Origin of the sequence: Paenarthrobacter ureafaciens (genome assembly GCF_004028095.1) — a bacterium.
GTDB classification, from domain to species: domain Bacteria; phylum Actinomycetota; class Actinomycetes; order Actinomycetales; family Micrococcaceae; genus Arthrobacter; species Arthrobacter ureafaciens.
Genome location: NZ_SBHM01000003.1, coordinates 75130 through 97820 on the forward strand (window position 1 = coordinate 75130; position 22691 = coordinate 97820).

General features: G+C 63.8%; 24 protein-coding genes. 8 read left to right on the top strand and 16 right to left on the bottom strand.

Annotated features, from left to right (window positions below; all coding sequences use genetic code 11):
* Positions 1-45: 45 nt before the first annotated feature.
* Complete coding sequence (locus tag AUR_RS00675; protein ID WP_128397018.1) at positions 46-1761, bottom strand: thiamine pyrophosphate-binding protein; 1716 nt, start codon at positions 1759-1761, stop codon at positions 46-48.
* Between the two features lie 212 nt (positions 1762-1973).
* Between AUR_RS00675 and AUR_RS00680 the strand changes: the two genes are divergently transcribed.
* Positions 1974-2723: a dienelactone hydrolase family protein gene (locus AUR_RS00680; protein ID WP_062096792.1), complete on the top strand. Its 750-nt coding sequence runs from the start codon at positions 1974-1976 to the stop codon at positions 2721-2723.
* 3 nt (positions 2724-2726) lie between these two features.
* Complete coding sequence (locus AUR_RS00685; protein WP_241650831.1) at positions 2727-3356, top strand: nucleoside/nucleotide kinase family protein; 630 nt, start codon at positions 2727-2729, stop codon at positions 3354-3356.
* Between the two features lie 18 nt (positions 3357-3374).
* Here the strand turns inward: AUR_RS00685 and AUR_RS00690 are convergent, their stop codons facing one another.
* The 4 genes from AUR_RS00690 to AUR_RS00705 all read right to left on the bottom strand — a co-directional run bounded on the left by AUR_RS00690 (position 3375) and on the right by AUR_RS00705 (position 7170).
* Positions 3375-4433 (bottom strand): serine hydrolase domain-containing protein, encoded by a 1059-nt coding sequence (locus AUR_RS00690; RefSeq protein WP_241650832.1) that lies wholly within the window; start codon positions 4431-4433, stop codon positions 3375-3377.
* Between the two features lie 222 nt (positions 4434-4655).
* Positions 4656-5456 carry a GAF and ANTAR domain-containing protein gene (locus AUR_RS00695; protein WP_062096790.1) on the bottom strand — a complete coding sequence of 267 codons (801 nt, stop codon included), beginning with the start codon at positions 5454-5456 and terminating at the stop codon, positions 4656-4658.
* 120 nt (positions 5457-5576) lie between these two features.
* A complete protein-coding gene (locus AUR_RS00700) occupies positions 5577-5999 on the bottom strand; it encodes a hypothetical protein (protein ID WP_062096789.1) in 423 nt (140 codons plus the stop codon).
* Between the two features lie 136 nt (positions 6000-6135).
* Complete coding sequence (locus AUR_RS00705) at positions 6136-7170, bottom strand: AAA family ATPase (RefSeq protein ID WP_062096788.1); 1035 nt, start codon at positions 7168-7170, stop codon at positions 6136-6138.
* A 116-nt stretch (positions 7171-7286) separates the two neighbouring features.
* On the opposite strand from AUR_RS00705, the gene AUR_RS00710 reads away from it, so the two are divergent.
* The 4 genes from AUR_RS00710 (at position 7287) to AUR_RS00725 (ending at position 9886) form a co-directional block, all read left to right on the top strand.
* Positions 7287-7979: an MSMEG_4193 family putative phosphomutase gene (locus tag AUR_RS00710; RefSeq protein WP_021472228.1), complete on the top strand. Its 693-nt coding sequence runs from the start codon at positions 7287-7289 to the stop codon at positions 7977-7979.
* Positions 7980-8002: 23 nt separating this feature from the next.
* Positions 8003-8548, top strand: a complete 546-nt coding sequence (locus tag AUR_RS00715) for a DUF3090 domain-containing protein (protein WP_062096787.1) — start codon at positions 8003-8005, stop codon at positions 8546-8548.
* The gene (locus AUR_RS00720; RefSeq protein WP_062096786.1) at positions 8548-9315 is read left to right on the top strand and encodes an SCO1664 family protein; all 768 of its coding nucleotides are present in this window, start codon (positions 8548-8550) and stop codon (positions 9313-9315) included. Before AUR_RS00715 ends, AUR_RS00720 begins: the two co-directional genes overlap by 1 nt.
* A 73-nt stretch (positions 9316-9388) precedes the next feature.
* Positions 9389-9886, top strand: coding sequence for a hypothetical protein (locus AUR_RS00725; protein ID WP_021472225.1), 498 nt, complete (start codon positions 9389-9391; stop codon positions 9884-9886).
* On the opposite strand, the gene AUR_RS00730 is transcribed toward AUR_RS00725, so the two are convergent.
* Positions 9887-10138, bottom strand: coding sequence for a hypothetical protein (locus AUR_RS00730; RefSeq protein WP_021472224.1), 252 nt, complete (start codon positions 10136-10138; stop codon positions 9887-9889).
* 161 nt (positions 10139-10299) lie between these two features.
* On the opposite strand from AUR_RS00730, the gene AUR_RS20685 reads away from it, so the two are divergent.
* Positions 10300-13200 carry a helix-turn-helix transcriptional regulator gene (locus tag AUR_RS20685; RefSeq protein ID WP_062096785.1) on the top strand — a complete coding sequence of 967 codons (2901 nt, stop codon included), beginning with the start codon at positions 10300-10302 and terminating at the stop codon, positions 13198-13200.
* Here the strand turns inward: AUR_RS20685 and AUR_RS00740 are convergent.
* Together AUR_RS00740 and AUR_RS00745 are read right to left on the bottom strand one after the other, a co-directional pair.
* Entirely contained in the window at positions 13197-13991 is a 795-nt protein-coding gene (locus AUR_RS00740) for an aspartate dehydrogenase domain-containing protein (RefSeq protein ID WP_021472222.1), read from the bottom strand. The genes AUR_RS20685 and AUR_RS00740 overlap by 4 nt on opposite strands.
* Positions 13992-14038: 47 nt before the next feature.
* On the bottom strand, positions 14039-14596 hold the full coding sequence (locus AUR_RS00745; protein ID WP_062096784.1) for a MarR family winged helix-turn-helix transcriptional regulator: 558 nt from the start codon (positions 14594-14596) through the stop codon (positions 14039-14041).
* A gap of 196 nt (positions 14597-14792) precedes the next feature.
* On the opposite strand from AUR_RS00745, the gene AUR_RS00750 reads away from it, so the two are divergent.
* Positions 14793-15311 carry a cupin domain-containing protein gene (locus tag AUR_RS00750; protein WP_062096783.1) on the top strand — a complete coding sequence of 173 codons (519 nt, stop codon included), beginning with the start codon at positions 14793-14795 and terminating at the stop codon, positions 15309-15311.
* A gap of 215 nt (positions 15312-15526) precedes the next feature.
* Here the strand turns inward: AUR_RS00750 and AUR_RS00755 are convergent, their stop codons facing one another.
* The 8 genes from AUR_RS00755 to AUR_RS00790 all read right to left on the bottom strand — a co-directional run bounded on the left by AUR_RS00755 (position 15527) and on the right by AUR_RS00790 (position 22674).
* Positions 15527-16618: a Rieske 2Fe-2S domain-containing protein gene (locus AUR_RS00755; protein WP_062096782.1), complete on the bottom strand. Its 1092-nt coding sequence runs from the start codon at positions 16616-16618 to the stop codon at positions 15527-15529.
* Between the two features lie 3 nt (positions 16619-16621).
* Positions 16622-16840 carry a recombinase-like helix-turn-helix domain-containing protein gene (locus AUR_RS00760; RefSeq protein WP_021472218.1) on the bottom strand — a complete coding sequence of 73 codons (219 nt, stop codon included), beginning with the start codon at positions 16838-16840 and terminating at the stop codon, positions 16622-16624.
* Positions 16833-17474, bottom strand: a complete 642-nt coding sequence (locus tag AUR_RS00765) for an alpha/beta fold hydrolase (RefSeq protein ID WP_021472217.1) — start codon at positions 17472-17474, stop codon at positions 16833-16835. Before AUR_RS00765 ends, AUR_RS00760 begins: the two co-directional genes overlap by 8 nt.
* A gap of 16 nt (positions 17475-17490) precedes the next feature.
* Positions 17491-19161, bottom strand: coding sequence for a thiamine pyrophosphate-binding protein (locus AUR_RS00770; RefSeq protein WP_031216495.1), 1671 nt, complete (start codon positions 19159-19161; stop codon positions 17491-17493).
* Positions 19162-19242: 81 nt separating this feature from the next.
* A complete protein-coding gene (locus AUR_RS00775) occupies positions 19243-20031 on the bottom strand; it encodes an SDR family oxidoreductase (protein ID WP_021472215.1) in 789 nt (262 codons plus the stop codon).
* Between the two features lie 72 nt (positions 20032-20103).
* The gene (locus AUR_RS00780) at positions 20104-20847 is read right to left on the bottom strand and encodes an SDR family oxidoreductase (protein WP_062096781.1); all 744 of its coding nucleotides are present in this window, start codon (positions 20845-20847) and stop codon (positions 20104-20106) included.
* Entirely contained in the window at positions 20844-21671 is an 828-nt protein-coding gene (locus AUR_RS00785; protein WP_021472213.1) for an alpha/beta fold hydrolase, read from the bottom strand. Before AUR_RS00785 ends, AUR_RS00780 begins: the two co-directional genes overlap by 4 nt.
* Positions 21664-22674, bottom strand: a complete 1011-nt coding sequence (locus AUR_RS00790) for a VOC family protein (protein WP_021472212.1) — start codon at positions 22672-22674, stop codon at positions 21664-21666. The genes AUR_RS00785 and AUR_RS00790 overlap by 8 nt, the downstream gene beginning before the upstream one ends.
* Between the last annotated feature and the right edge of the window lie 17 nt (positions 22675-22691).

The window sequence follows — 22691 nt, forward strand, 5'->3', positions numbered from 1 at the left end:
GCCGTGGTCCTCACCAGCATATTTCACACGCGCCGCTCTTGATGTTCAGTGGCCTTTGAACGCTTCCGCCAACCACCAGGCGCCTCCATCGGAAGCAATTTTGGCGTCGATCACCAAGGGCACATCCCGCGGCCCTGAAAGCCATTCCTCAACGCCGGCAAGATCTCCGACGGTCCGGACCGTGATCGCTGCGGCGCCGTAGCCGCGGGCGATCGATGCAATGTCCACCGGCGGAAAACGCACGACGTCAAGGTCAGCGTCGTCCGCATCGAAGTGGTGCACCTCGGCGCCGTAGGCCGAATCGTTGTACACGACTGCCACGAGGGGAATGCGTTCCCTGACCAGGGTCTCCAGTTCGGAGATTGCCATGAGGAACCCGCCATCTCCCGCGCCGAGGACCGGCAAGCGGTCCGGCCGGGCTTTGGCTGCTCCGATAGCCGTGTAGAGGCCCAACCCGATCGACTGGAAGGCCTGCGTGAAGCAGAATCCGAACTCGTCCGGGACGGCGAGGTAAGCGCTGGGATAGCCCATGAAGTTGCCGGAGTCTACCGACACGATCCTGTCCGCGGGGAGGATTCCGTCCAACGCCCGGCTCAACACCCTCGGGTCAAGGGCATCCGGCGTGGAAAGGTCCTCCGTGCGTTCGGTGTTCCAGCGGGAGCGCTCGGCAATCTGCCGGGCCATGTCCGGAGTGCGCAGGCCAACCGCGTGGTATTGAGCCGACTGCAGCGTTGCAAGTACCGCAGCTGCGGTATCCCCGCAGTCGCCGAGCACGCCAAGGTGGATGGGGCGGTTGGCGCCGAGGGCCCGGTCTTCCACGTCTACCTGGACCACCGTGGCCGCATCCCCGATCAAGGACCCGTGCCGCATGGTCCACATGTTCAAGGCACACCCCCAGCCGACAATCAGGTCGGCGCCCGAAATGGTTTCGGCCGTGAACGGCGACGAAAAACCGCCGGAAATACCCAGGTTGTAAGGGTCTCCATGGAAGAGGCCATGCGCGACGGCGGATGTCGCCACGAGCGCCCCTGACGCCTCCGCGAGGGCGGCAATTTCGGGACCGGCTCCACGGGCGCCCCGCCCGGCGACGAACACGGGCCGCTTTGCTTTACGGATGAGCGCGGCGAGTTCCCCGGCGGCTGCCGCCGAGGGGGCAATGCGCTGGGGAAGGGGCAAGGGATCGACCTCTGCCAGTCCGTCCGGAACGGGTGCGGCCTGGATGTCCGTGGGAAGGGACAGGACCACCGTGCGGCGTTCATTGACGGCGGTCCTATAGGCGCGGACGGTGTCCGCGACAGCGCTGGCGGGTGAATGGATCCGCTCCGGCACAGCACCGACGCTCCGGGCCAACGCGTCCTGGTCAATCCTGAAGTTCGAGCCAATGGCGGAGCCCGCTGTGTCTGCCGTGACCACGATCATTGGCGTTCGGCTCTTGGCCGCCTCTCCGATGCCGGTGGTGGCGTTGGTCAAACCGCACCCTTGGTGCGTGGAAACGACTCCTACCTTGCCGGACATGCGTCCATAGGCGTCGGCCATGGTTGCAGCGCCGCCCTCATGGCGGGCGGCGGTGTACGGGACACCCGCCCGGCGCAGCGCATTGGTCACCACGAAGTTTCCGCTGCCCACTACTCCAAAGACATGCCCGGCCCCAAGCCGTGCGAGCGTGTAGCCAACAAGCTCACTGACGTTCCGGGGTGCGGCCACTGGAAGGCCCACTGCTTGTGCGCCGTTCTCTTCCGGCCTGCTGGTCACAACAGTCATGGACTTTTCTCCTTTGAATAGCATGTGAAACTGGACAGCAAGTGGACTCCGGACAGGCGCCGGTCCGTGAAAGTCACCTCGGGCTGCGGCGCTGGCCCCTGATACGTGTTCAATCAGGTTATAGTGTATTTTTTACGAGCGTCAATAGATCGACACATTCCGGATGTGGAGTTTGACCCGGAACACCCGGAGCCCTCCGATAATGTGAACCCATGTTGATCAATGTTCCTGCCGCTGACGGCAGCGCCGAGGCCTTTGTCGCCCGACCGGTAACCGGGGACGGAGAATTTCCCGGCGTCATCTTCTACATGGACGCGTTCGGGCTGCGCCCGCGCATCGAGGAAATGGCCCAACGCATTGCCGACTGGGGTTATGTTGTGCTGGCGCCGAATGTCTTCTACCGCGAAGGGACCATAGCCGACCTCGCGCCGGCCGGAGACATGAGGACCGACGAAGGCAGGACCGCCGCCGGCAAAGTCGCGTTCCCCCGGGTTGGCCGCTTGACATCGGCCAAGGCCGAGCCGGACATCGATGCATGGGTCTCCGCGCTGGCCGGATTGGACGGCGTCAAGCCCGGGCCTATCGGAACCACGGGATACTGCATGGGCGCCAGGTTAGCCGTGCGTACTGCCAACCTGCACCCACAAAGAGTGGCCGCCTGCGGTGGTTTCCATGGTGGCGGCCTGGCCACTGACGAGGCGGACAGTCCGCATTTGGGGCTGGTCAACGCCCGCGCCCGATTCGTTTTCGGCCACGCCGACAAGGACCCCGGCATGGCTCCCGACGCTGTGGCCCTCCTTGGGAAAGCCTTGGCGGATTCCGGACTTAAGGCGTCGAACGAGATCTATCAAGGGGCGCCGCACGGCTACACGATGGCGGACACTTCGGCCTTCCATGACGAGGCAACCGAGCGGCACTTCCAGGAATTGCGGGCCCTCCTCGACAGCGCCCTCAAGCGCTAAGCCGTGCAGACCAAGGTCTTGGATACCGCGGCAGGCCTCGCGGACCGAATCCGTAGCCGTTCCGCCGATCGCCAAATCATCGGGATCGCCGGTCCTCCCGGGACCGGCAAATCCACACTGGCCGGACGCCTCAGCGAACAGTTGGGCGACGAAAGTGTGGTCGTCCCCATGGACGGCTTCCACCTCGCGACCCCGATCATCGACGGCACTCCGCTCCGCGACCGCAAAGGAGCCATCGACACTTTCGACGTCGGCGGCTTCCTTTCGCTCCTCGAGCGTCTCCGCCGCAACGACGAGGACGTCATCTATGCGCCGGCCTATCGCAGGGGGCTGGAGGAACCGATCGCCGCATCGATAGCCATAGCAAGCTCCGTCAAATACGTCCTTGTTGAGGGCAATTACCTCCTGGCCACCGAAGGCCGATGGAGCAAGGTACGCACCTGCCTTGATGTGGCCTGGTTCGTCGAGACAGCTCCAGAGACCCGAATCCCGCGGCTCATCGAACGGCACATAGCGTCCGGCATGGACCCTGCCGCCGCTGAAGCGTGGGCCAATGGGCCCGACGAAACCAATGCGAGGTTCATCGAATCGACCAAGGCCGGCGCCGACCTGATCATTCACTGGTCAGCATGATCTCCAGGGGGCGGATTGCTACTGGCAGAGCCGATCCATGGTCTCGAGCAAAGCTGACCTCATTTGGTCGCTCCAGAGTGCCCGCTCCCTTTCCACGTCAGGATCTTCGAAGGGCGTGGGGGCAGGCGGGGAAGCCACGGTCATCGTCGCTTGGTAGCGCCCGTCGGCGGAGCTAAGGGCAACGGTCTGGAAGTCGAAGAAGTCGCCGCGTGCGAAATAGCGCGGAGCGTCCGTACAGTCCTCAGACCATTCGAACAACCCCAGACCGTAGGGGCCCACAACCGGCCTCTTCATCTCCGCCAAGGCGCCGGCTGAGATCAGGCGGCCCGTGAAAAGCCCGGCAAGGAAATCGTTGACGTCGGGTACGGACGAAACTACGCCATGCGACGGCGAACCCAGTTGTTCCTGGGTGACCCCCGCTTCCTCCCGATGACCCTTAATGGTGACGTACCCCTTCACGAGGTCCGGGGCTGCGACCAGGGGGTCGTCCACCGTGGTTTTAACCAGACCCAACGGCTCAACGACGTCGTTCCTCAGGACTTCGGCGAAAGGCTTGCCGCGCAGTTTTTCCAGGATAAGTCCCAGCGCGGCGTAGTTGGAATCCGAATAGCGGAACGAGCCCACCATCCTCGCTTCCCACGGCAAAGTGCTGGTGAGTTCCATGACGCGGTGCAGGGACAACCGCTGGTTGGACACCGGGACCAGGTCGTCAATGCCTTTGTACAAAGCCTCTCCGTACGACGGCATGCCCGAGGTATGGGAGAGCAGTTGCCGCAGGGTGATCGGGCCGGGCGGCTTCAGCCCGGCTTGAAAGGCTTCCAGCATGCCGTTGACCGGGTCCTCCAACCCGATGAGCCCTTCATCGACCAGTTTCAGCACCGATACGGCGGTCATGGTCTTCGTCACGCTGGCTACAGGAACCCTGTCGTCGGGCCGGGCGGGTTCTTTGCTGTCCAGGTCACGTACTCCGTACGATTTTGACCACTCCCCGCCCGGCCACCGGACCTCAGCCAGAACGGCTACGGCATCCTCATTCATGAAGGACGTCATGGCGTAGTCCAACGTATCCGTTGCCATGAGTGAACTCTGCGAGGGGGCCGGCTCCGGCTCGGAGCCCGTACACCCGGAAAGTATCAGCGCCATCAGAATGGCGGGAAGGACCAGCAAACGGGTCGGCGGTTTCATTGAATGACCAGCCGTTCGAATAACCAGTAATCAAAGTAGTGCCAGGGCTCGACCCAGCGCCCATGGGCCTAGTATCGCGCACGCCCGGGCTGTTGTCAGTACCCTCACACAAACTCAGGTGCGGCTGCTTCCCACGCCGGATTCCCGGCACCTGACAGCAGAAGAGTTAGCCCTCCGGAGGATCTCCTCAGCCACGAGGCGAAGTTTCTTGTTGCGTGCGCTTGATGCTCGTTGGAGCGTTCTGAACGCTTCCTCCTGGGTGCAGCGCTCCTGCATCATGATCATCCCGCACGCGGTGTCGATGACGGATCTGCTCCGCATGGCGGCATGCAGATCACTGATCAGGTCCGAGCCGGCGGCCGTCTTCAAGGCGATCTGCAGAGCTTGGTGGGCGGTGTGGTTGAATCTGTCGATGACCGGCGTAGCGTCTTCGGTGAAGGCGCCCGGCGTCGCCGCCAGGAAGACGATCAGAGCGCAGGCCCCGTCCCGGAAGGCGAAAGGGACAAGTAATGCATTTGCGTAGCCGGCCAAGGCCAAGGTCTTGCTGTGCAACGGCCAGCGTTGCTCCATCGCATCAGCCCCCACCAGGACGCGCGATCCCGTTGCCCACGCTTCCAGGCAGGGACCCTCGTCCAGAGTGTCGTGCTCTCCATCCATGAGCTGTGCAGCGATGGTGGTGCTGCCCGCCACGGCGGACGGACGTTTGGGGCGGCTTAGGGAAATCCCGCAGTCAACCGCAATGCCGGTTTCCCGGGAGGCGACCTGCGCAGCCACGTCGCATAGCCCCTGCACGAAGTCCTGCAGGCCGTTGGCAGCAACCAGGAGGTCTTCGATCAGTTCCAAATCATCGACGCGCGGTTTATCGGCAGGCATGGAACCAATGTAGGAAAGCATCACCAGCTCTTCAATCAGCACCCTTGCTACCTGGCACCGTTACGTGGAACAGCTACGTGGCACCGCTACCGCCCACTGCTTCTTCTCACCGGCACTTGATGCTGGTTACCCGACGTCCGTGCCGTGCCTGAGACGCCTCACCTAGTTGGGCAGCTCCAAACGGAACCCGCAGCGGCACCTCAGGACCCTGGTACCCACGCTGACGCCATCGTCCAGTTCCGGTTCCCTGGCGGGCAACGGGGCATGGATGTTCCTGACCCCGGTTCCCTCGACACGCATAGCCTCACCACAGTGGAAGTACTCCCCCGCAAACCGGAACAGTCCCTCCAAGGTCTTGGTGCGGTTCAGGATGGCAGCGACGTCGCGGAAGCGCGCCCTGTGCTGATAGCTCCCCTGGCAACGACGGCAGGCGTACTCCACCTCGACGTGTAGTTCACCCGGATGCGGAGGCAGGGAATCTATTGATTCGATCGCAACGTACTCGTTGGATCCACAGTGCAGGCATCCCAAGGCCCGGGTTTCCTGGGTGAGCCGGTGAAGGCTCGGGCCGCTAATCCCATACATGATGGCTCCGTTGCTCGGCGGGTAACTGGTTGATCCGGCAGGAAGGCAAACTATATATTCCAATACCATGACACCATTTGTAAGGCGCCTTATCAATAGGTAGCCGTACGAAAATCGATTTTTGTTCGCGAGGCTCTCAGACGAGCCTACGCCACCAGCGCGGCCGCTCCGGTTCCGGTGTGCATTCCGGCTCCGGTTCCTCGCCCAACGCCAGCGCCGCCTCAACAATGTCATCCGAGGTGAGGGTGACCACGGCCTCACGGCCAAGCGCATCCAGGCTGTGCTCCGCGTCGAGTGACAGCCGCAGCGCCTGCCGATTGAGTGCCTGTTCAAAGAGGGTGCGGGCGAACCGCGCGTTGCCGGACTCCTCCCCCGTGCGGAGTCCGGAGAAAATCCGCCGAAGCATCTGGTCCGCGCCTGGTTCCAGCATGTACTCGTGGTGCTCAAGCATCCGGTGGAAGATCATCTCCAGTTCATCGACGGAGTAATCAGGGAAGGTGATTTCGCGGGCGAACCGGGAGCGCAGCCCGGGGTTGGAGATCAGGAAGGATTCCATGAGCCGGGGATATCCGGCCACGATCACTACCAGCCGGTGGCGGTGGTCTTCCATCCGTTTGAGCAGCACTTCGATGGCCTCCGGCCCGAAATCCATCCGGCCGTCCTCCGGGGCGAGCGCATATGCCTCGTCGATAAACAGGACCCCGTCCAGCGCCCGCCGAATCACCCGGTCCGTCTTGATGGCAGTCTCCCCGACGTATTGCCCTACCAGGCCGGAACGGTCCACCTCCACCAAATGGCCTTTCTGCAGCAGCCCCACCGCACGGTACATCTCGGCCAGGAGCCGGGCGACCGTCGTTTTACCTGTTCCGGGATTGCCGAGGAACACCAGGTGCTGGGATGTGGCCACTTCAGGCAGTCCGTGGGCTTTGCGGCGGGCCTGGACCTGGAGCAGCGCGACGAGGGCCCGCACCTGCTCCTTCACCGTCTCCAGCCCGATCAGGGCGTCCAACTCCGCCTGCACTTCCGAGAGCGGACGGGCAGGACCAGACCGTGGGCCGATGAGGTCCCCCATCAGGTCATCGACGCGTTCGGAACCGGTCAGCTTAAGCTGACTGGCCAAATGACCAATGGTCTCCCGCAGGTCATCAAGCGGGTTGCGGCTGGTAGCCATAGCTCCACTGTAGCCCCAGGGGTTCCGGCCTCTCCGTCGCGGCGGGTCCGCGGGGTGAACGCAAGGCGTCCTCACCTGCGTCGGCCCGGGGCTCCGTTTCTGGCTAGGCTGGGCAGATGGCGACAGTTATCCTCGTGCGGCACGGCCGCACCACGGCCAATGCCACCGGATTGTTGGCCGGCCGCGCAGCCGGTGTTGACTTGGACGAGATCGGACGCGGGCAGGCTGCCCTGACCGGGGAACGGCTCGCGGCGGTTCCGGTGGTGGGAGTGGTATCCAGCCCCCTTGAACGCTGCCTGCAAACAGCCCGGTTCATTCTTGACCGGCAAACAAGCAGTCCGTACGCACCGGTCGAGTCCGACCTGACGGAGTGCGATTACGGTCAATGGCAGGGCCGGGCCCTGTCCGACCTGGCCACCGAGAAACTGTGGCCCGTGGTGCAGACGCAACCATCCGCCGTCGTATTTCCCGGCGGTGAGGCCATGGCGGCCATGCAGGCCCGCTCAGTGGCGGCCATCCGGCGCCATGATGCAGCGTTCGAAGCCGAGCACGGGCCCGGAGCAGTATGGGTGGCGGTGAGCCACGGCGACGTCATCAAGTCCATCCTCGCCGACGCGTTGGGCATGCACCTTGACCTTTTTCAGCGGATCAGCGTGGGTCCGGCTTCCGTGTCGATAGTCACCTACGGTGCAAACCGGCCGAGCGTCCACGCGACCAACACGGAAGCCGGCGACCTGTCCTGGCTCTCGAGCGGCCTCCGTTCGGGCGACGCACCGGTGGGCGGCGGCGCAGGTGGGCAGACGCCCTGAGCCCGTGTGCCTAGAATACTGACATGCCTACGCGCGTTCACGAGTTTGCCTGGCCCGACCGGGTTGTCATCGGCACCATAGGACAACCCGGAGACCGCACGTTCTACCTGCAGGTGCGCGCAGGAACGCAGATTGTCAGCATTGCCCTCGAGAAGCAGCAGTCAGCCCAGCTTGCGGAGAAGATCGACGAGATCCTCGACCAGCTCCTCACGATCGATAGCAACCCCTTCAGCGTTCCCACCAGCACGCCGGTCGAACTGGTGGACAATGACCCGCTTGAGGACCCCCTGGAGCAATTCCGCACCGGCGCGATGAGCCTGGGGTGGGATCCGACCACGGCCCAGATAGTCCTGGAGGCTTACCCGATCAGTGATGTCGACGGCGATGAGCCCTTTGACCTGGACGGCGCCGACGAACCGGAAATGCTGCTGGTGCGCATGCCTGTAGGCACCGCCCGCGCCTTCACCAAGCGCACCCGGGAAATCGTGGCGGCCGGACGTCCCTTGTGCACTATCTGCGGCTACCCCATTGATCCCGACGGGCACACCTGCACGCTTCCCGAGGCCTGATGCCAACACCGGACCTGGTCGCCGCAGAGCTGACGCTGACCGGCCGCATTACAGCGGCCTCAAATGCCACCTTCCTGGGCAGCATCGACGACGTTGCCGTGGTCTATAAGCCGATAGCCGGCGAAAGCCCCCTCTGGGACTTTCCGCACGGCACCCTGGCCCACCGCGAGATGGCGTCCTTCCTGGTCTCCCAGGCCATGGGTTGGGACATCGTGCCGCGCACCTGGCTGCGCGACGGACCACTGGGCCGCGGGATGGTGCAGCTCTGGCAAGAGCAGGACCCCTCCCAGGATCCGGTGGACCTGAGGCCAAGCGATGACGTTCCGGAGGCCGGTTGGAAACAGGTCCTCGAGGGGCAGGACGACGACGGGCGGATAGTCGCCCTGGTCCACGAAGACTCACCTGCGCTCAGGCGCATGGCCGTGTTCGACGTCGTCGTCAACAACGCCGACCGCAAGGGAAACCACATTCTTGCCATGGCGAACGGGCATCGCCACGGCGTGGACCACGGACTGACGTTCCATACGGACCACAAGCTGCGCACCGTGCTTTGGGGGTGGCTCGGCCAGGCCTTGTCTGCCGAAGAACGGGAAGGCGTAGAGCGCGTCAGCGAAGGATTGCGCGGCGGGCTGGGCCGGGAGCTGGCAGAGCTGTTGAGCCCCGAAGAAGTCTCAGCCCTCGCGCTCCGTTGCGAACGCCTGCGTTCGGCTGGAAGGTTTCCGGCGCCGCGGGGCGGCATGCCGGCCGTGCCCTGGCCTTTGTTCTAAGGCCCGCTCCACTTTCATTCGTGGCTAGACTGGCCGGAAGCGGAGATTGTCGATTGCAGCACTGGAGGGGAAAATGTTCAGGCCGGATGCGCCCATCGAAGAAATCGAGCAGGACGTCGAGTCGATGATTGTTGAACTCGTGCATGAGCTGGGGAGGGTCGCGGAGGCTGACCCCAATCCGGTGGGTGCCGAAGAGCGTGCCTATATCCAGGCATTCTCTGACGCGCGGGCCAACAGTGACCGGAACCAGGCGGCTCTTTTGGCCACTGCCATATCCCGGCCAAACCTGGCCGAATCCCTTCTGTACTTGAACCGCCGGCTTGACCGGGAAGACCTGGCCCCGGACGAACCGGTGGGGATCATCGGGATCATCGTGCGCCTGGCCATGGACGGGCTCTGGGTCAGTGACATCCTCGATGACACACGCTTCAACCAACGGGAGCGCGAAAAGATTACGTCCCTTCTGACGGGCATGACCTACCTGACCGATGATCGCTTGAATGCTGTCCTGGCTGACATCGCCCCAGGCGGCGATGCCGCCCGGGGCGGCTCCCAGGGGCAGAAGCGCTGACTATTCCTGTTCCGGAATCCAGTAGGGAGCATCCACACCGGTGCCCGTGAGGACATCGCAGCGAACCAGTTGCGTGCCTATGCGCTCCAAGGGGCAGTTGCTGTAGGTGAAGTAGTCGGTGGCTTGCTGTGTGCCTGCTTGCGCAGTGCCGGCTTGCTCAGTGCCGGCGTTTGCCGGAGCTGCCGGCAGGAAGAGGAAGGGCAGCAATATCGCGATGCCCATGATTCTTGAATGGCTGGCTGGATTGAACATGGTGATCCTCGGGTGACAGTGGGTGTCTATTGACTCCTTCACAGTGCGCTCCGGACCCCTCGGGGAACATCCGGAAGGTGTCCTGAGATTTGGCGCCGGGACCCTGACATTTCACGTCGCCGGCTCTTTTCCGGCCCGGCGCTCGGTGCCACCCTTGAAAAATGACGGGCATCATCGATTCGGGTTCCCCTCCTTTGGTGGGCAGGATGAAGGAATTGTCGCGGCTCGGTGACGCACTGCAGCAAGTCCGCAGCGGCCGGCAAAGAACCGTTTTGGTCACTGGCGACGCCGGCATCGGGAAGACCGCTCTGATCTACGAAGCCATTGCGGGACTCCCGGGGGACGTTATTGTCCTGTCCGGTGCTGCCCTTCCCCTTCACAGTATCGAGATCCCGTACCAACCCTTGCGCGCGGCCTTCAGGGGCACTGCCGGCATCAGAACGCCGGAACCATTTAGTGAGGACAGCGCGGCCGGGCATCCGGCAAGCACTCCCCTCTTCCTGGATGAATGGTTGAGTGCGGTCACAGCCGCGCATCCGGTGCTCCTCGCGATCGATGACCTGCACTGGGCGGACCAGGGCACGTTGGATACGTTGATGTTTCTGATTGCGGGACCGTCCGATCGGCGGCTGGGGCTCGTAGCAACAGTCAGGGCGGATGCGGTGACGGAGGGTTCACTTCTGGAGGGGTGGCTTGCCGATGTGCGGCGGATCCCCGGTGTGAGCATTGAACGCCTTGGCCCCTTGGACCGCCCGGCCACGTCCGCATTGATCGCATCGCTGCTGGGTCGCGAACCGCATCAGTCCCTGATTACGGAAGTGTACGGGCGCGCGAATGGAAACCCGTACTTCACCAAACTCCTGGTGGAGCCACTGGATCCGGCCGCGTCGTCCCTTCCGCCCGGACTCCCGCCCGACCTGCGGACCGCAGTGCTGCGTTCCTGGCGGGCCCTGCCGCAGTCTGCCCGACGGGTTACCCAGGTCCTGGCTGTTGGCGGCAAGAATGCTCCGGTTGAAGTGTTCACGGTGGTCGTGAAGCGGGCGCTACCCGGGGAGGATGCCCTTTCTGTTCTCCTGGCTGCGTCGACAGCCGGGATCCTCGACCGCCAACCCGACGGCAGCTACTGGTTCCACCACCCGCTCATCGCCGAGACCCTGGCATCCGAAACACCTCCCGAGGACCGGATCCAGTGGCACCGGCTGTTCGCCGAGGCCTACTCGACAGTTCCGGGTTCAGGCGAGCTCCACCACCGGGCGGCCGCCGATCTTGCCCAACACTTCTACGGCTCCGGGAACTACGAGGAGGCCTACCGGTGGGCGCTTGAGGCGGCACGTCAGGAATCGGCCTCGCGGGACTGGAACAAGGCCCTTGCCCAGTACCACCGGGTCCTGGAGTTACGGCCCAAGGTGGTCGCTGCCGGGGAATGGCTTGACCTGTGGCAGGAAGTGCGCCGGAGCGCTTTCAATGCAGGCGCTTTCGAGGCGGAACTCGACGCTATCGAGGCCCTGCTTCGACTCCTCAACGAGCGCCTCCAGCCACTCGAGGTGGCTGCACTGATCATCAGGCGCATGCACTTGCGAATGTCCCTGGGTCTCTCCTTCCTGGATCCGGCAGAGGCCGAACGCGCCGTGCAGCTTTCGTCCGTGGAGCCTGACAGCTGGCAGCATGCCTTGGCGATGGCCGAGCTGGTTCATGCCAAACTCTGGATGGACCAATACAAGGGCTCTCCGGACTGCGCGAAGGTTGTTGAGGCGGCCCGCAAGACTGGGCATCACCGGGCTTTGAGTTTCGCGCTCACTGCCTCGGCCATGGCGGCAGTGTTCAGCGGCGACTCCGGCGCGGCCAGGGAAGCCGCCCGTGAGGGTGCCTCGGAAGCGGCCCTGGCGCAGGACTTCTGGGCCTTTTGCCATGCCTTGGCGTGGCTGGCAAATGCCACGGAAGGGTGGATCAGCGAACAGTACGGCGCCATCATGAGCTCCGGCAGGGAGGAACTTTCCCGGCTGGGCGCTCCGCATTCCTTCATGTCGAAAGTAGCTGCCGACGAGGCCGCCAGCTTCCTGGCCATTGGGTCATGGGAGAAGGCTCGAACAGCTTTACGAACAGCCATCAGTTTTGACCCCGGGCCCATGGGAGACGTCAGTGCCCGGCTCACCCTGGCCCGGCTGGATGCGTTGCAAGGCAGGACCAACGACGCCTTGGCGCACCTCGCTCGCGCCGAAGAGGTGAACCGTGAATCCGATGCCTTCGTTAACCTGAATTTCGCTGCCATTCGTTCCGAACTCAACATCATGGCGGGAAACCCCAAGGCAGGATTCGAAACAGCCGTGGCCGCTGCATCCCGGGCCGGTCATGCACCCACCATGTGCGAGTGGCTCCTGCCCTTGGCCATGAGGGCCGCCGCCGACATGATCATGCAAGCCAGGGATACCGGTGGGCCGCTGTCCGGGCTGGAAGCCGCAGTGCGGGATGTGCGGAAACGTTTCCCGGCCGCGCTCCACGAACCCGGACAGGCAACCCCCCTTTACCAACGCCAGATCAAGGCCTTCGACATGCTGTATACCGCCGAGACCGGACGGGCACTGGCGGATAAGCGGAACGACGCAATGTGGATCGCTGCCGCCGACGCATGCAAAGAAGCCAACCTGGCATGGGAAGAGGCGTACGCCTGCCAACGCGCAGGTGAAGCCATGCTCTTCCATACCCATCATGGCCAAACGAACGCAGCAGGGATACTGCGCCGCGGGCTGGAACTGGCAACCACACTGCAGGCCGCGCCCGTGCGGACGGCGATACTGGGGTTGGCGGACCATGGACGGATACGACTCGACGCTGAACCACCCACGACGCGGAGGAGCACCGGACCGTTCCCGGGCCTGACCACCCGCGAAACCGACGTTCTCGAACAACTAATCGCCGGCAGTACCTATAAGGAGATCGCCGCAGACCTTTTCATCAGCGAGAAAACCGTCAGCACGCACGTCTCCCACCTCCTGCGGAAAACTGGCTCGACAAATCGAAGGGACCTGGCGCGCAAAGCCAGTGGGCGGCGCAGGGAGGACTAGATAATTCCGCCCCGCGCGCCAACGATCAGTTCCAGTGAGCGCAGCACGGCAAACGGCACAATGCCGCTGGTACGCGGGTTTTGCGGCGATACCTGATTGCAGATTTCGAAGCGGTAGGTCCCGCTGTTCCCGGCGGCCTCGATCACGTGCGTCGTCAGCCGGGCAGCCGGGTCCACCCGCACGGACACATCCACGCCCCAGTCCGCTACGGCCAGGGCGACCGCCGCGGCCACATTGAGCGATTTCGGGAACAAGCGCGTGGCCTGGTCAGCAGGGCCTTGGTAGATTTCGAGCGGAACAGCGGTGTTCCGGATTCGATCTTCTTCCTTCTCATCCATCCACGGCTGCACCAGGGAAGCGGGCAGCTTGGTCGTCGTGATTTTGACGGCGTCATAACCCGTTGCCCGGGCTCCCGACGCCAACAGGTCCAAGCCACCGATGGAGCCGGACGTCAGGAAGAGCCTGCCCGGACCGGCTGCGGACAAGCGGCCCGAAAGATCAGGGTCCGCCAGGGCTCCCAGCGATGTGGCCAGCAGATCGACACCCGCAGACAGCACTGCCTCGCCGTGTTCGGCAAGGGCTTCCTGGCCCGCGCATTCGACCAGCACATCGCAACGCTCCAACGCCTCAGCCATGTCCAGGCGGGCCGCCGGAGCGTTTGGAACGGGACTGCGGCTGACGATGCCCTCCAGAGAGGCACCTGCCACTTTCCCTGCGGCAACATCCGCAGCCACCCGGGCCCCGATGGCCCCGTGTCCGATGATTCCAATTTTGCGGGCTACTGGCTTCATGCGTTTCCTTACTAGTGGGTTAGGTGGACATTCCGCCCCAGGACCGCCTAGGCATTGGAAGGGATCTTGTCCTGGGAGGAAGCCTTGGGGTCATAGGCGACGATGGAGGCTTCGGCCTTCTTGAGCAAGAGGGCCAGTTGTTCAATCTCTTCGGCTGTGAGGCCGGAGAGCATGTTGCGCTGCGTTTCCAGATGCTTGGAAATCACCTCATCGATGAGCTTCTTGCCGTGCTCGGTGATCTGGGCGTAGACGACGCGACGGTCCTCTTTTGATCGAACACGCTCGATGAGGTTCTGCTCCTCCATGCGGTCCAGGCGGAACGTGATCCCTCCCGTTGTCAGCATGGACGAACTTGCGAGCTCACCAGCGGTTTTGCGGTGGGGAGGCCCTGATCGGCGCAAATTTGCCAGGACGTCAAAGGAAGCCAACGTGAGCCCATGCTCCTCGTAGTTCGCGTCCTGCACGGCGCGCTGCCGTGCAACGAGGCTTTGCAGGCGGCCAAAAACTCCAATGGTCCTGGCATCGAGTTCGGGACGTTCGCGACGCCAGTCCTCGATGATCGCATCTACGGCATCCGGGTCGGTGTTTTGGGGCTCGGTGGTCATGTGCTCTCTCCTTAATTTCGTCCAAGCATCTTAACACTGAGCTTTCCAGTACCCCGGTGAACCGCGCCCGTTCCCGCAAGTGTCTTGCAGCGCTTTCCATTATATCTTAGTCTTGAGATAGTTAGGACCGAGGAAGATTCACTTCCTGCAAGGCCCTTACGAAATCCGGCAATTTACCACCAGAGAGAGGTCCATCATGGGCGACGTTATCGCAAGCAAAATTCCGGAACTTGAGGAGCTGATTGACTCGTCCATCGCCTCCCGTGACAGTCGGGTAGTTGACTTCAATACGCTCAAGTTCCAGACCAAAATGGGTGAGAAGTTCCGTCGCGGCCAGGTCCGCTACATCGGGTCCGGGGCAACCGGTGACCACTCCAACGACAACAACATTCTCCAGGCAGAGCACTTCACCTTCTCCAACATGGTGCTGCCGGCCGGATGCGTTGGACCCGAACATACGCACCCGGACGTTGAAGAGGTGTTCTTCGTGCTCGAGGGGCAGGTCGAGTTCAGCGTGCACGACGTTGAAGACGGGAACAAGAAAGCAAGCCGCGTGCTTGGCTACCGCGACCTGATCCGCGTTCCGGCCGGTGTCCCCCGGAGTTTGCGGACCGTCAGCGATGACGACGCACTCATCTGCGTCATCATCGGCGCAAAGAAGCCGGAGATCCCCTTCTACCCGCCGACGTCGGAGATGTATGGCGTGACCCGTTAGCCCCCTGGGAGCCCGGGTACCGGCGATGGCCGGTACCCGGGCTTCTTCTTGCCGGAAAACTGCAGCATCGGGAAACGTCTGCCCCGGGCGCCGGGCCAACAAAAGACCAAACGAAAAGAGCACAGGAAAGAGCCTGCAGCCCGGACTTGGTCGGACTGCAGGCTCTTGCTCACTGCATCAATTGCGCGGTGGTGGAACCACGCGCTCCACAGGCGCTATGCGGTTCCCTCTGCGAGAGTGGCTGCCTGCTTCTGTGCATCGGCGTCGTGGATGCGCCTGATCCTGGCCACGCCAAGATCGTGCTGGTACAGGTGCTCGTCCCTGTCGGCGTCGGCCGCCAGAGCCTCCAACAGCGCGCGGTCCTGTTCCAGGACCACCCAGTGCTTTTCCTCCAGTGTTGTCTTGTACATGAACCGCCAGACGTCACGCTCCCAATCGGAGACGGTCCGGGTACGCCAGTGGAACACAGCGGAGGTAACCGCATCTATGGGCGTGGACATCCCGACGATGCCGAAGGAGCCGCCGGGACCGGCTGAATCGGCGTAAGGGATCTCCAGGTCCACGTAGTCCATGGCCTCACGGCAGTACTCCACCCAGTCGAAGTTCTTGCCGCGCTGGTCCGTCTTCTCGAAGAAGAATCCGCGGTCCGTTTCGCGGATGCGGAAGCGGGCGCTCGTGTCTCCGCCAAACATTGAATGCGATTCACGGTGCAGGAACGCCCCGTGCATGGGATCCAGGACGTTGTCCATGTAGAACCGCCACGGACTGTTCCACTCCGCGTAATTGGAGAACCACGAAATATCGGGGTTGTCCAGACGATCAGGCAACTTGAAGGGGGTTACCTCCGAGTCCGCGGTCAGTGGCATGAAAGCGAAGATCATGTCCGCGCCCTCCTCCACGGCCAGGGACGCAGTGACTGTTTTCCCCTCCAGCGCACAGCCGGGCATGCCGGGAACCGACACCACCGTTCCGTGTCCGTCCACCTGAACTCCGTGGTACTTGCATGCCACCCGGTCACCCAGGTGCTGGCCTACGGACAGGGGCGCGCTGCGGTGGGGGCAGCGATCCTCCAGCATCCGGATTTGTCCCCGGGCATCACGGAACAGCAGCCAATCCACGCCCAACCGCCGGACCTTGACCATATCCCCCTGGCCAACGAACCGGGAGGGATAGATGGCGTACCAGCGGTCCCGCAGTCCTGTGGCAGCCAGTTCTGCGGCATCGAGCTGACGCCGGGTACCGACCACCGTTTTCGGCATGGCCCTGCCGGCCCTTGCCCCGGTTGAAGTTGCAGTTGCAGTTGTCATTTCCTACTCTCCCAGTCGTCGCATTTCGGAACGGAATCGGGCTTCATCCCACGGCTGGCCGTCCGGGGCATTAAGCCCCAGGTTGTTCAACCCCGAAATGACCGCCGGAAGTTCGTGGCTGCCGCTGGCGAAAATTTCGGACAGGGCGCCGGCGAGCTTCAGCTCATAGGGGTTCGGCGGACCGACACGGGACTGGTTGGCATCCAGGTATTGCTCAGGCACGGGGTTCCTCCTGTAATTGGGTGGGGAGTGATTGCGAGACGGTGTGCAGGCCTTCAGCGATCTTCATGAACGACCTGCTCCACTCGTTGAACGAGGTGGATCGGCTTTGATGTGCCGGCACGGTGGCGTTGTCGATGATGACGAAAACACCGTTGCCGATGCCGCCTGCGATGCATTGGGCTATGGAAACATCGGCGTCGATGTCGGGTGCGGCGGCAATGACCAGGGACGGTGCGCGAACCTGCCGGAGCGCTGCCACGAATCCGTCAGTGGACGTGTCCACCAGCGGGTCGCCAAGGATCATGCTCTTGACCTGTTCAGGATGCCGCGCAGCGAGGAGTATGGCACCGTAGGCGGCTGCGCCGTTGGCCAGGACATGCGCCGGGCCGGCCGTAGACTCCCGGAGCGCCTCAGAGGCCGCTTGAACCCAGGCGTCCAGTTGGCCAGGTGGTCCCCCGACGTCCAGGGCAAGACCCGTTTCAGGTTCCCAGGCACGGGCTCCCAACGTGTCCAGTTGATGCTCATCCCACTCTCCGGTCCCTGCGCCGCCGCGCAGACACACCACGTCATGCCGCGGCTCGGCCGCGTCGGGCCCAGGGCCGGCGTACGGGTCCGGATCAGTACTTGGGTTCATGTGCTCACCTGCTCTACTAGTGATCTGCGGTTGGAACGTGCACCGGAGGGACGAAGGCTCCGGGAGCAGGTTCCAAGGCATTGACATCAATTTCGATGACCGCCGGCCCCCTGAGGGCCAGCGCCTCGGCCAGGGCCGGATCGAAGGTTCCCGGCCCGCCCACCCGCCGGAACGGCAAGTCCAATGACCGGGCCAACAAGGCGAAGTCCGGTGTATGCAGGTCGACTCCTGCCTCCGCGAAACCGTTGGCCCTCTGCATGTTGCGCAGCACCCCGTAGCCGGCGTCGTTGAAGACCAACACCACGCACCAGGCGCCGGAGCCGGCCAGGGAGGCAAGCTCGCCCAGGTGAACGGCAAGACCGCCGTCCCCGGCAATGACTACCGTGGGAACCTCCGGGCGGGCGCAGGCAGCACCTATCCCCATGGCGAGTCCTTGGCCTATGCCGCCGCCGAGGGGAAAGATGTTGGTTTCGCGTGAGTACATTTCCAAGAGGCGGTTACCCCACTGGCTGGAGGGGATGGTGACGTCGCGGGCCACGACGGACCTGCGGTCCAGGCGTTCCCGGAGGCTGTGGCAGATCTCCGCGTAACCGCCAATGTAGGTGGTCAGCGCATCGCGTACCTCGCGGCGTACGTCGTGAACCTTTTGCGCCCAGCCGGGGTCCGGGGACTGGCTCGGCAACTGCTGGACGAGCGCATCCAGAATGGCGCGGGAGTCGCCCACCAGGGAGACGGTGGCCGGGTATACCCGTCCGACGGCGTCAGGGTTCAGGTCCAGCTGGATGTGGGTGGAGGGAATCTTCAATGAGTAATGCTGCGTCTCGTTGGAACGGAAATGCGTTCCAATACTGAGCAACAGGTCGGATTCCCCGAGCAGCCGGGCGCCGGCCGGAGTGGTCGCGAAGTTCCCGATGACAAGGTGGTCATCCTCCGGAACGACGCCCCGCCCTGAATTGCTGGTGAGCAGTCCTGCGCCAAGCCCGTGCAACAGGGCAGCAAGTTCCTTACCGGCTCCGGCTGCTCCTCCCCCGGCCCAAATCAGGGGCCGCTTGGCACCTGCCAGGAGACGGGCGGCTTCCGCGACGGCCCGGGTGTCGTACGCGGGGGCGGGCTTCACCCGGGCATCGACGGGGCGCTGATCGTCCGGATGGGCCAGGTACTGCAGGTCCGTGGGCCACTCGATGCTGGCCGGTGTGTGCGGGGCGGAAAGGAGGTGCGCGATCGCCTCCTCAAGGTCAGCCTCAGCATCCTTCCCGTTGAAGATGGTCCGGGCATACCCGGACACGGCGTGGAGCATTTGGAGCTGGCGTGGTACCTCGTGAATCACTCCGCGGTTGCTGCCCATGAATTCACTGTCGATCTGGCCGGTAATGTGCAGGACGCGGCTTCCCGCAGTGAGCGCCTCCACCATGGAACCAGCGGCGTTGCCGGCTCCCGTGCCCGTGCTGGTCAGGGCAACGCCGAACTTGCCGGACGCGCGGGCGTACCCGTCAGCGGCGTTGACGACCGCGGCCTCATGGCGCATGGCGACGAAGTTCAGTTCCCTGTCCACAGCTTCAACGAGGGGCAGGTTGTGAATGCTGATAACGCCGAAGACGGTGTCGATGCCGTGGCGGCGCAGCACACGGACCAGGACATCGCCTCCTGTTGGCCCCCTCGGGACGGTTGCTTCTTGTGTCAGTAACATTTCCGGTTCTCTTTCGTGGTGAACTTCCGTGGGCCGATGGGTTTCCGTTGAGGTGCAGGAGGTGTTTTCCCTGCGCCCTGCCTAGACATAGCGCCCAACGCCACCGCCGACGTCGATGGTCGCCCCAGTGGTGTAGCCGCTGTTGGGCGAGAGGAGACAGACAATATGGAACGCAACCTCCTCCGCTGTGCCGAAACGGCCCAGCTTGATGCCGCGGTCACCGGCGATTTCCGCACTCCAGGCCTCGTAGTCGAGATCGGTGCCGGCATTTTCGAAGCGTCGCCGCCACTGTCCCGTGTCCACCAGTCCCAGCAGGACCGAGTTCACGCGCGTGCCGTCCTTTGCCAGGTCTTCGGCAAGGGAATGGGTCAGGTTCAACAGCGCGGCGCGGGCGGCGGAGGTAGCGGCCAGGCGCAGCTCGGGCTGCCGGGCAAGAATGGCGTTGACATTGACCACGGACCCGTGGGCGGAGGCGCTCAAGGCGATCCTGGCCGACCGCACCATGTTGAGGACGCCGAAGATCTTCAGCTCGAACTCATCGCGCAGTTGCTGGTCCGTGGTTTCCTGGAGAGTGGCCATGAGCGATCGTCCGGCGTTGCAGACCAGCCCGTCCATGGCGCCGAACCGATCCAGCGTTCCGGCGATGAAGGCGTTGGTGGCTTCCTGGTCCGTGACGTCGCACGAGGCAAGGTGGATGGAGTCCTTGTCCGCCCAGGAAAACTCGTCGAACGCCGCGGTGAGCCGGCCGAGGTCACGGGCACAGGCGGCAACCCGCGCGCCTTCACTGAGCAAATAGCGTGCGGTGGCAAGGCCGACGCCGGAACTCGCCCCGGTGACCACCACCGTGCGGTCCTTCAGTTGCAGGTCCATGTGTGGGACTCCTTGTCTAATGGCCGGCATAGTGTGCGTTGGCCGGTTTTGTTGTGGCCGTGGTTGAGCTCATCAGTGGCCCATCACGAAGCCGCCATCCACCACGATGGTCTGGCCGGTGACGAACCCCGCGGCGTCGGAGAGCAGGAACTGGACCACTCCCGATACATCGTTGGGTTGTTGGTCCCTGGGCAGCACCCGGTTGTCTTCATAGAGCCGGTAGCGTGAGGCGGGCACCGATTCAGTGGCTTCCACCCGGGTCAACCCCGGGGCCACCGCGTTGACACGGACTCCCGATGGCCCTGCGTCGCGGGCCATGGACCGGGTCATGGCGAGCACGGCCCCTTTTGATCCAACGTAGTGGACCAGCCGTGGGCTTCCGTAGAGCGCTGCGTCAGAGGCGATGTTCACGATCGCGCCCGCCGGGGACTGGGCAAGCTGGGGGAAGAGGTGCTTGCTGACCAGCCAGGTCCCGTAGGCATTGACCGTCATCACCCTTTGGAAGAATCCTTCCTCCAGTTCCCAGAAAGTATCGCCGCCTACGCCGTCGGCCAGTGCCGCGTTGTTGACCAGCGCATCCGCGCCGCCCAGCTGCCGGACCGCCGTCGCCAGGGCCTCCACCGAAGCCTTGTCAGCTATGTCGGTGACCACCGCCGTGACATCCAGGCCGCGTTCATGGAGTGTTGCGGCGGCCCGTTCCGCGAGGTCCGCGTTCTTCTCCGCGATGACTATCCGGTCGCCGGCACGTGCCAGTCGTTCGGCAATGTCGAAGCCCAGGCCACGCCCGGATCCCGTCACTACCACCAGGCGCGTCACTGGATGCCGTCCCAGAAAGCGAGGATGGCCGCCGACATCTCAAGGGGCTTCTCCTGCACTGCCGCGTGGCCCGCATTGGGGATAATGCACAGTTCGGCGCCTGGAATCTTCTCGGCGAGGATCCTCGATTCGGGCACGCCGGTGATCACATCGTCCTGTCCGGCCAGCACGAGCGCCGGAACCCGCAACCCGGGCAGCAGGTCCGTCGTATCACACTGCGCCATCATGGTGGCCGCCGACGCGAACCCGGACAGGCGGACGGAGGCCATGTCCGCCCGGACAGCTTCGGCCACCCAGGCGGGGGCGGATGGAGAGACCAGCTTCGAGGCGCGCCGGGCTGCAATACTTTCAGGCCCGACGGCGGCCAGTTCAGGAACGCGGGCCAGCATGCGTTGCGCTGTGTCGTGCGTGGTTCCCGAACCCCGCGTGCTGTCGGCCAGGACAATGGACCGTACTGCCTCCGGCGCCCTCGCGGCTACCGTGGTGGCAATGACCCCGCCCCACGATGTGCCAAAGAGGTGTGCCGGCCCAACGCCGAGGGTGGCCAGGATGTCCAGTACCAACGACGGATGATCCAGTCCGTCCGTTGGAGCGGCGGACTCGCCGTAACCGGGCGCATCCCAGCAGAAGGTCTGGTAGCCGTGGGCGCTCAACAGTTGGGCCAGCGCACCACAGGACGACGCGGCTCCCCCGATGCCGTGCATCAGGAAGACGGGAATCCCTTCACCGCGAACCACGAGGGAGACTCCGTGAACGGACTTTCTACGCTCGGCAACAGCGGGGGTCGAAGGGGCGGTGGGCGCCGGCAACGAGCCGCTACGCATGGGCTTTTTCTGTGGCAGGGGCTTTTTCAGTGGCAGGGGCCTTAGCCGGGGAGAAATAGTCCTCACGGCCGGGGACCACCAGGGACCGGTAGCCGCTGTCCGGAACGCCCGCCATGGCGCTTCGCACCGCGGTGGTCGGCGGACCTGCGGTGCCCCACTGGTCGGACAGTTCGGGCGTTCGCTCCCACGTACGGCAGAGCCAACTGTCCTCATCCACCTGGGCAACTTCGGAGGTGTATTCGCAGACCAGTCCCGCGGGGTCCGTGAAGTAGGAGAAAGTGTTGTCGCCCGGACCGTGCCGGCCCGGACCCCACTGCGGGGCAATGTTGTGCTGTTTCAGGTTGCCGATGCCGCGCATGAAGTGGTCAATGCTCTGCATCTCATAGGCCACGTGGTTGACCGAGGTCCAGGGCGCCTGGTTGAACGCGATTGCGTGGTGCTCGCTGTTGCACCGGAGGAAGGCCATCTGGTGCTCGGACCAGTCGGATATCCGCATCCCCAGCACTTGGGTGTAGAACGCGGTGGCGCGGTCGATGTCCACGGTGTTGAGGACCACGTGGGCGATCTTGCGGGGAAGGGCGCGCCGGCCGGCCGGCTCCTGGCTGACCACCGCATGGACGTTCGCGGAAAGTTCCACGAGCCTGCCTTCGGGATCCACCAGTTGCACGCCATATCCACCGGCAGCATCATCCAGGGGTCCGGGCTCACGGAAAAGCGGTATTCCCAGGGCAACGAGCTTGGTAGCCGCGGAATCGACGTCCTGCGGCGTGGCCAGTGCGAAGGAGACCCCGCCCAGGGCATTCTGCTCACCCGTTTCCAGCCTCAGGATGTGGTGTTCGGATCCGGTACCGCGGAGCCAGAATTTGTCTGTGTCCTCTTCTACCGTGGAGAGACCCCAGACTTGGTCATAGAAGTCCTTGGCCGGCTTGGTATCGGGTACTTTCAAGGACACGGAACGCAGCGAACGCAGATTGCAGACAGGCTCGCTTGAGAAAAAGTTCATGGGAATCAGCCTTCAGT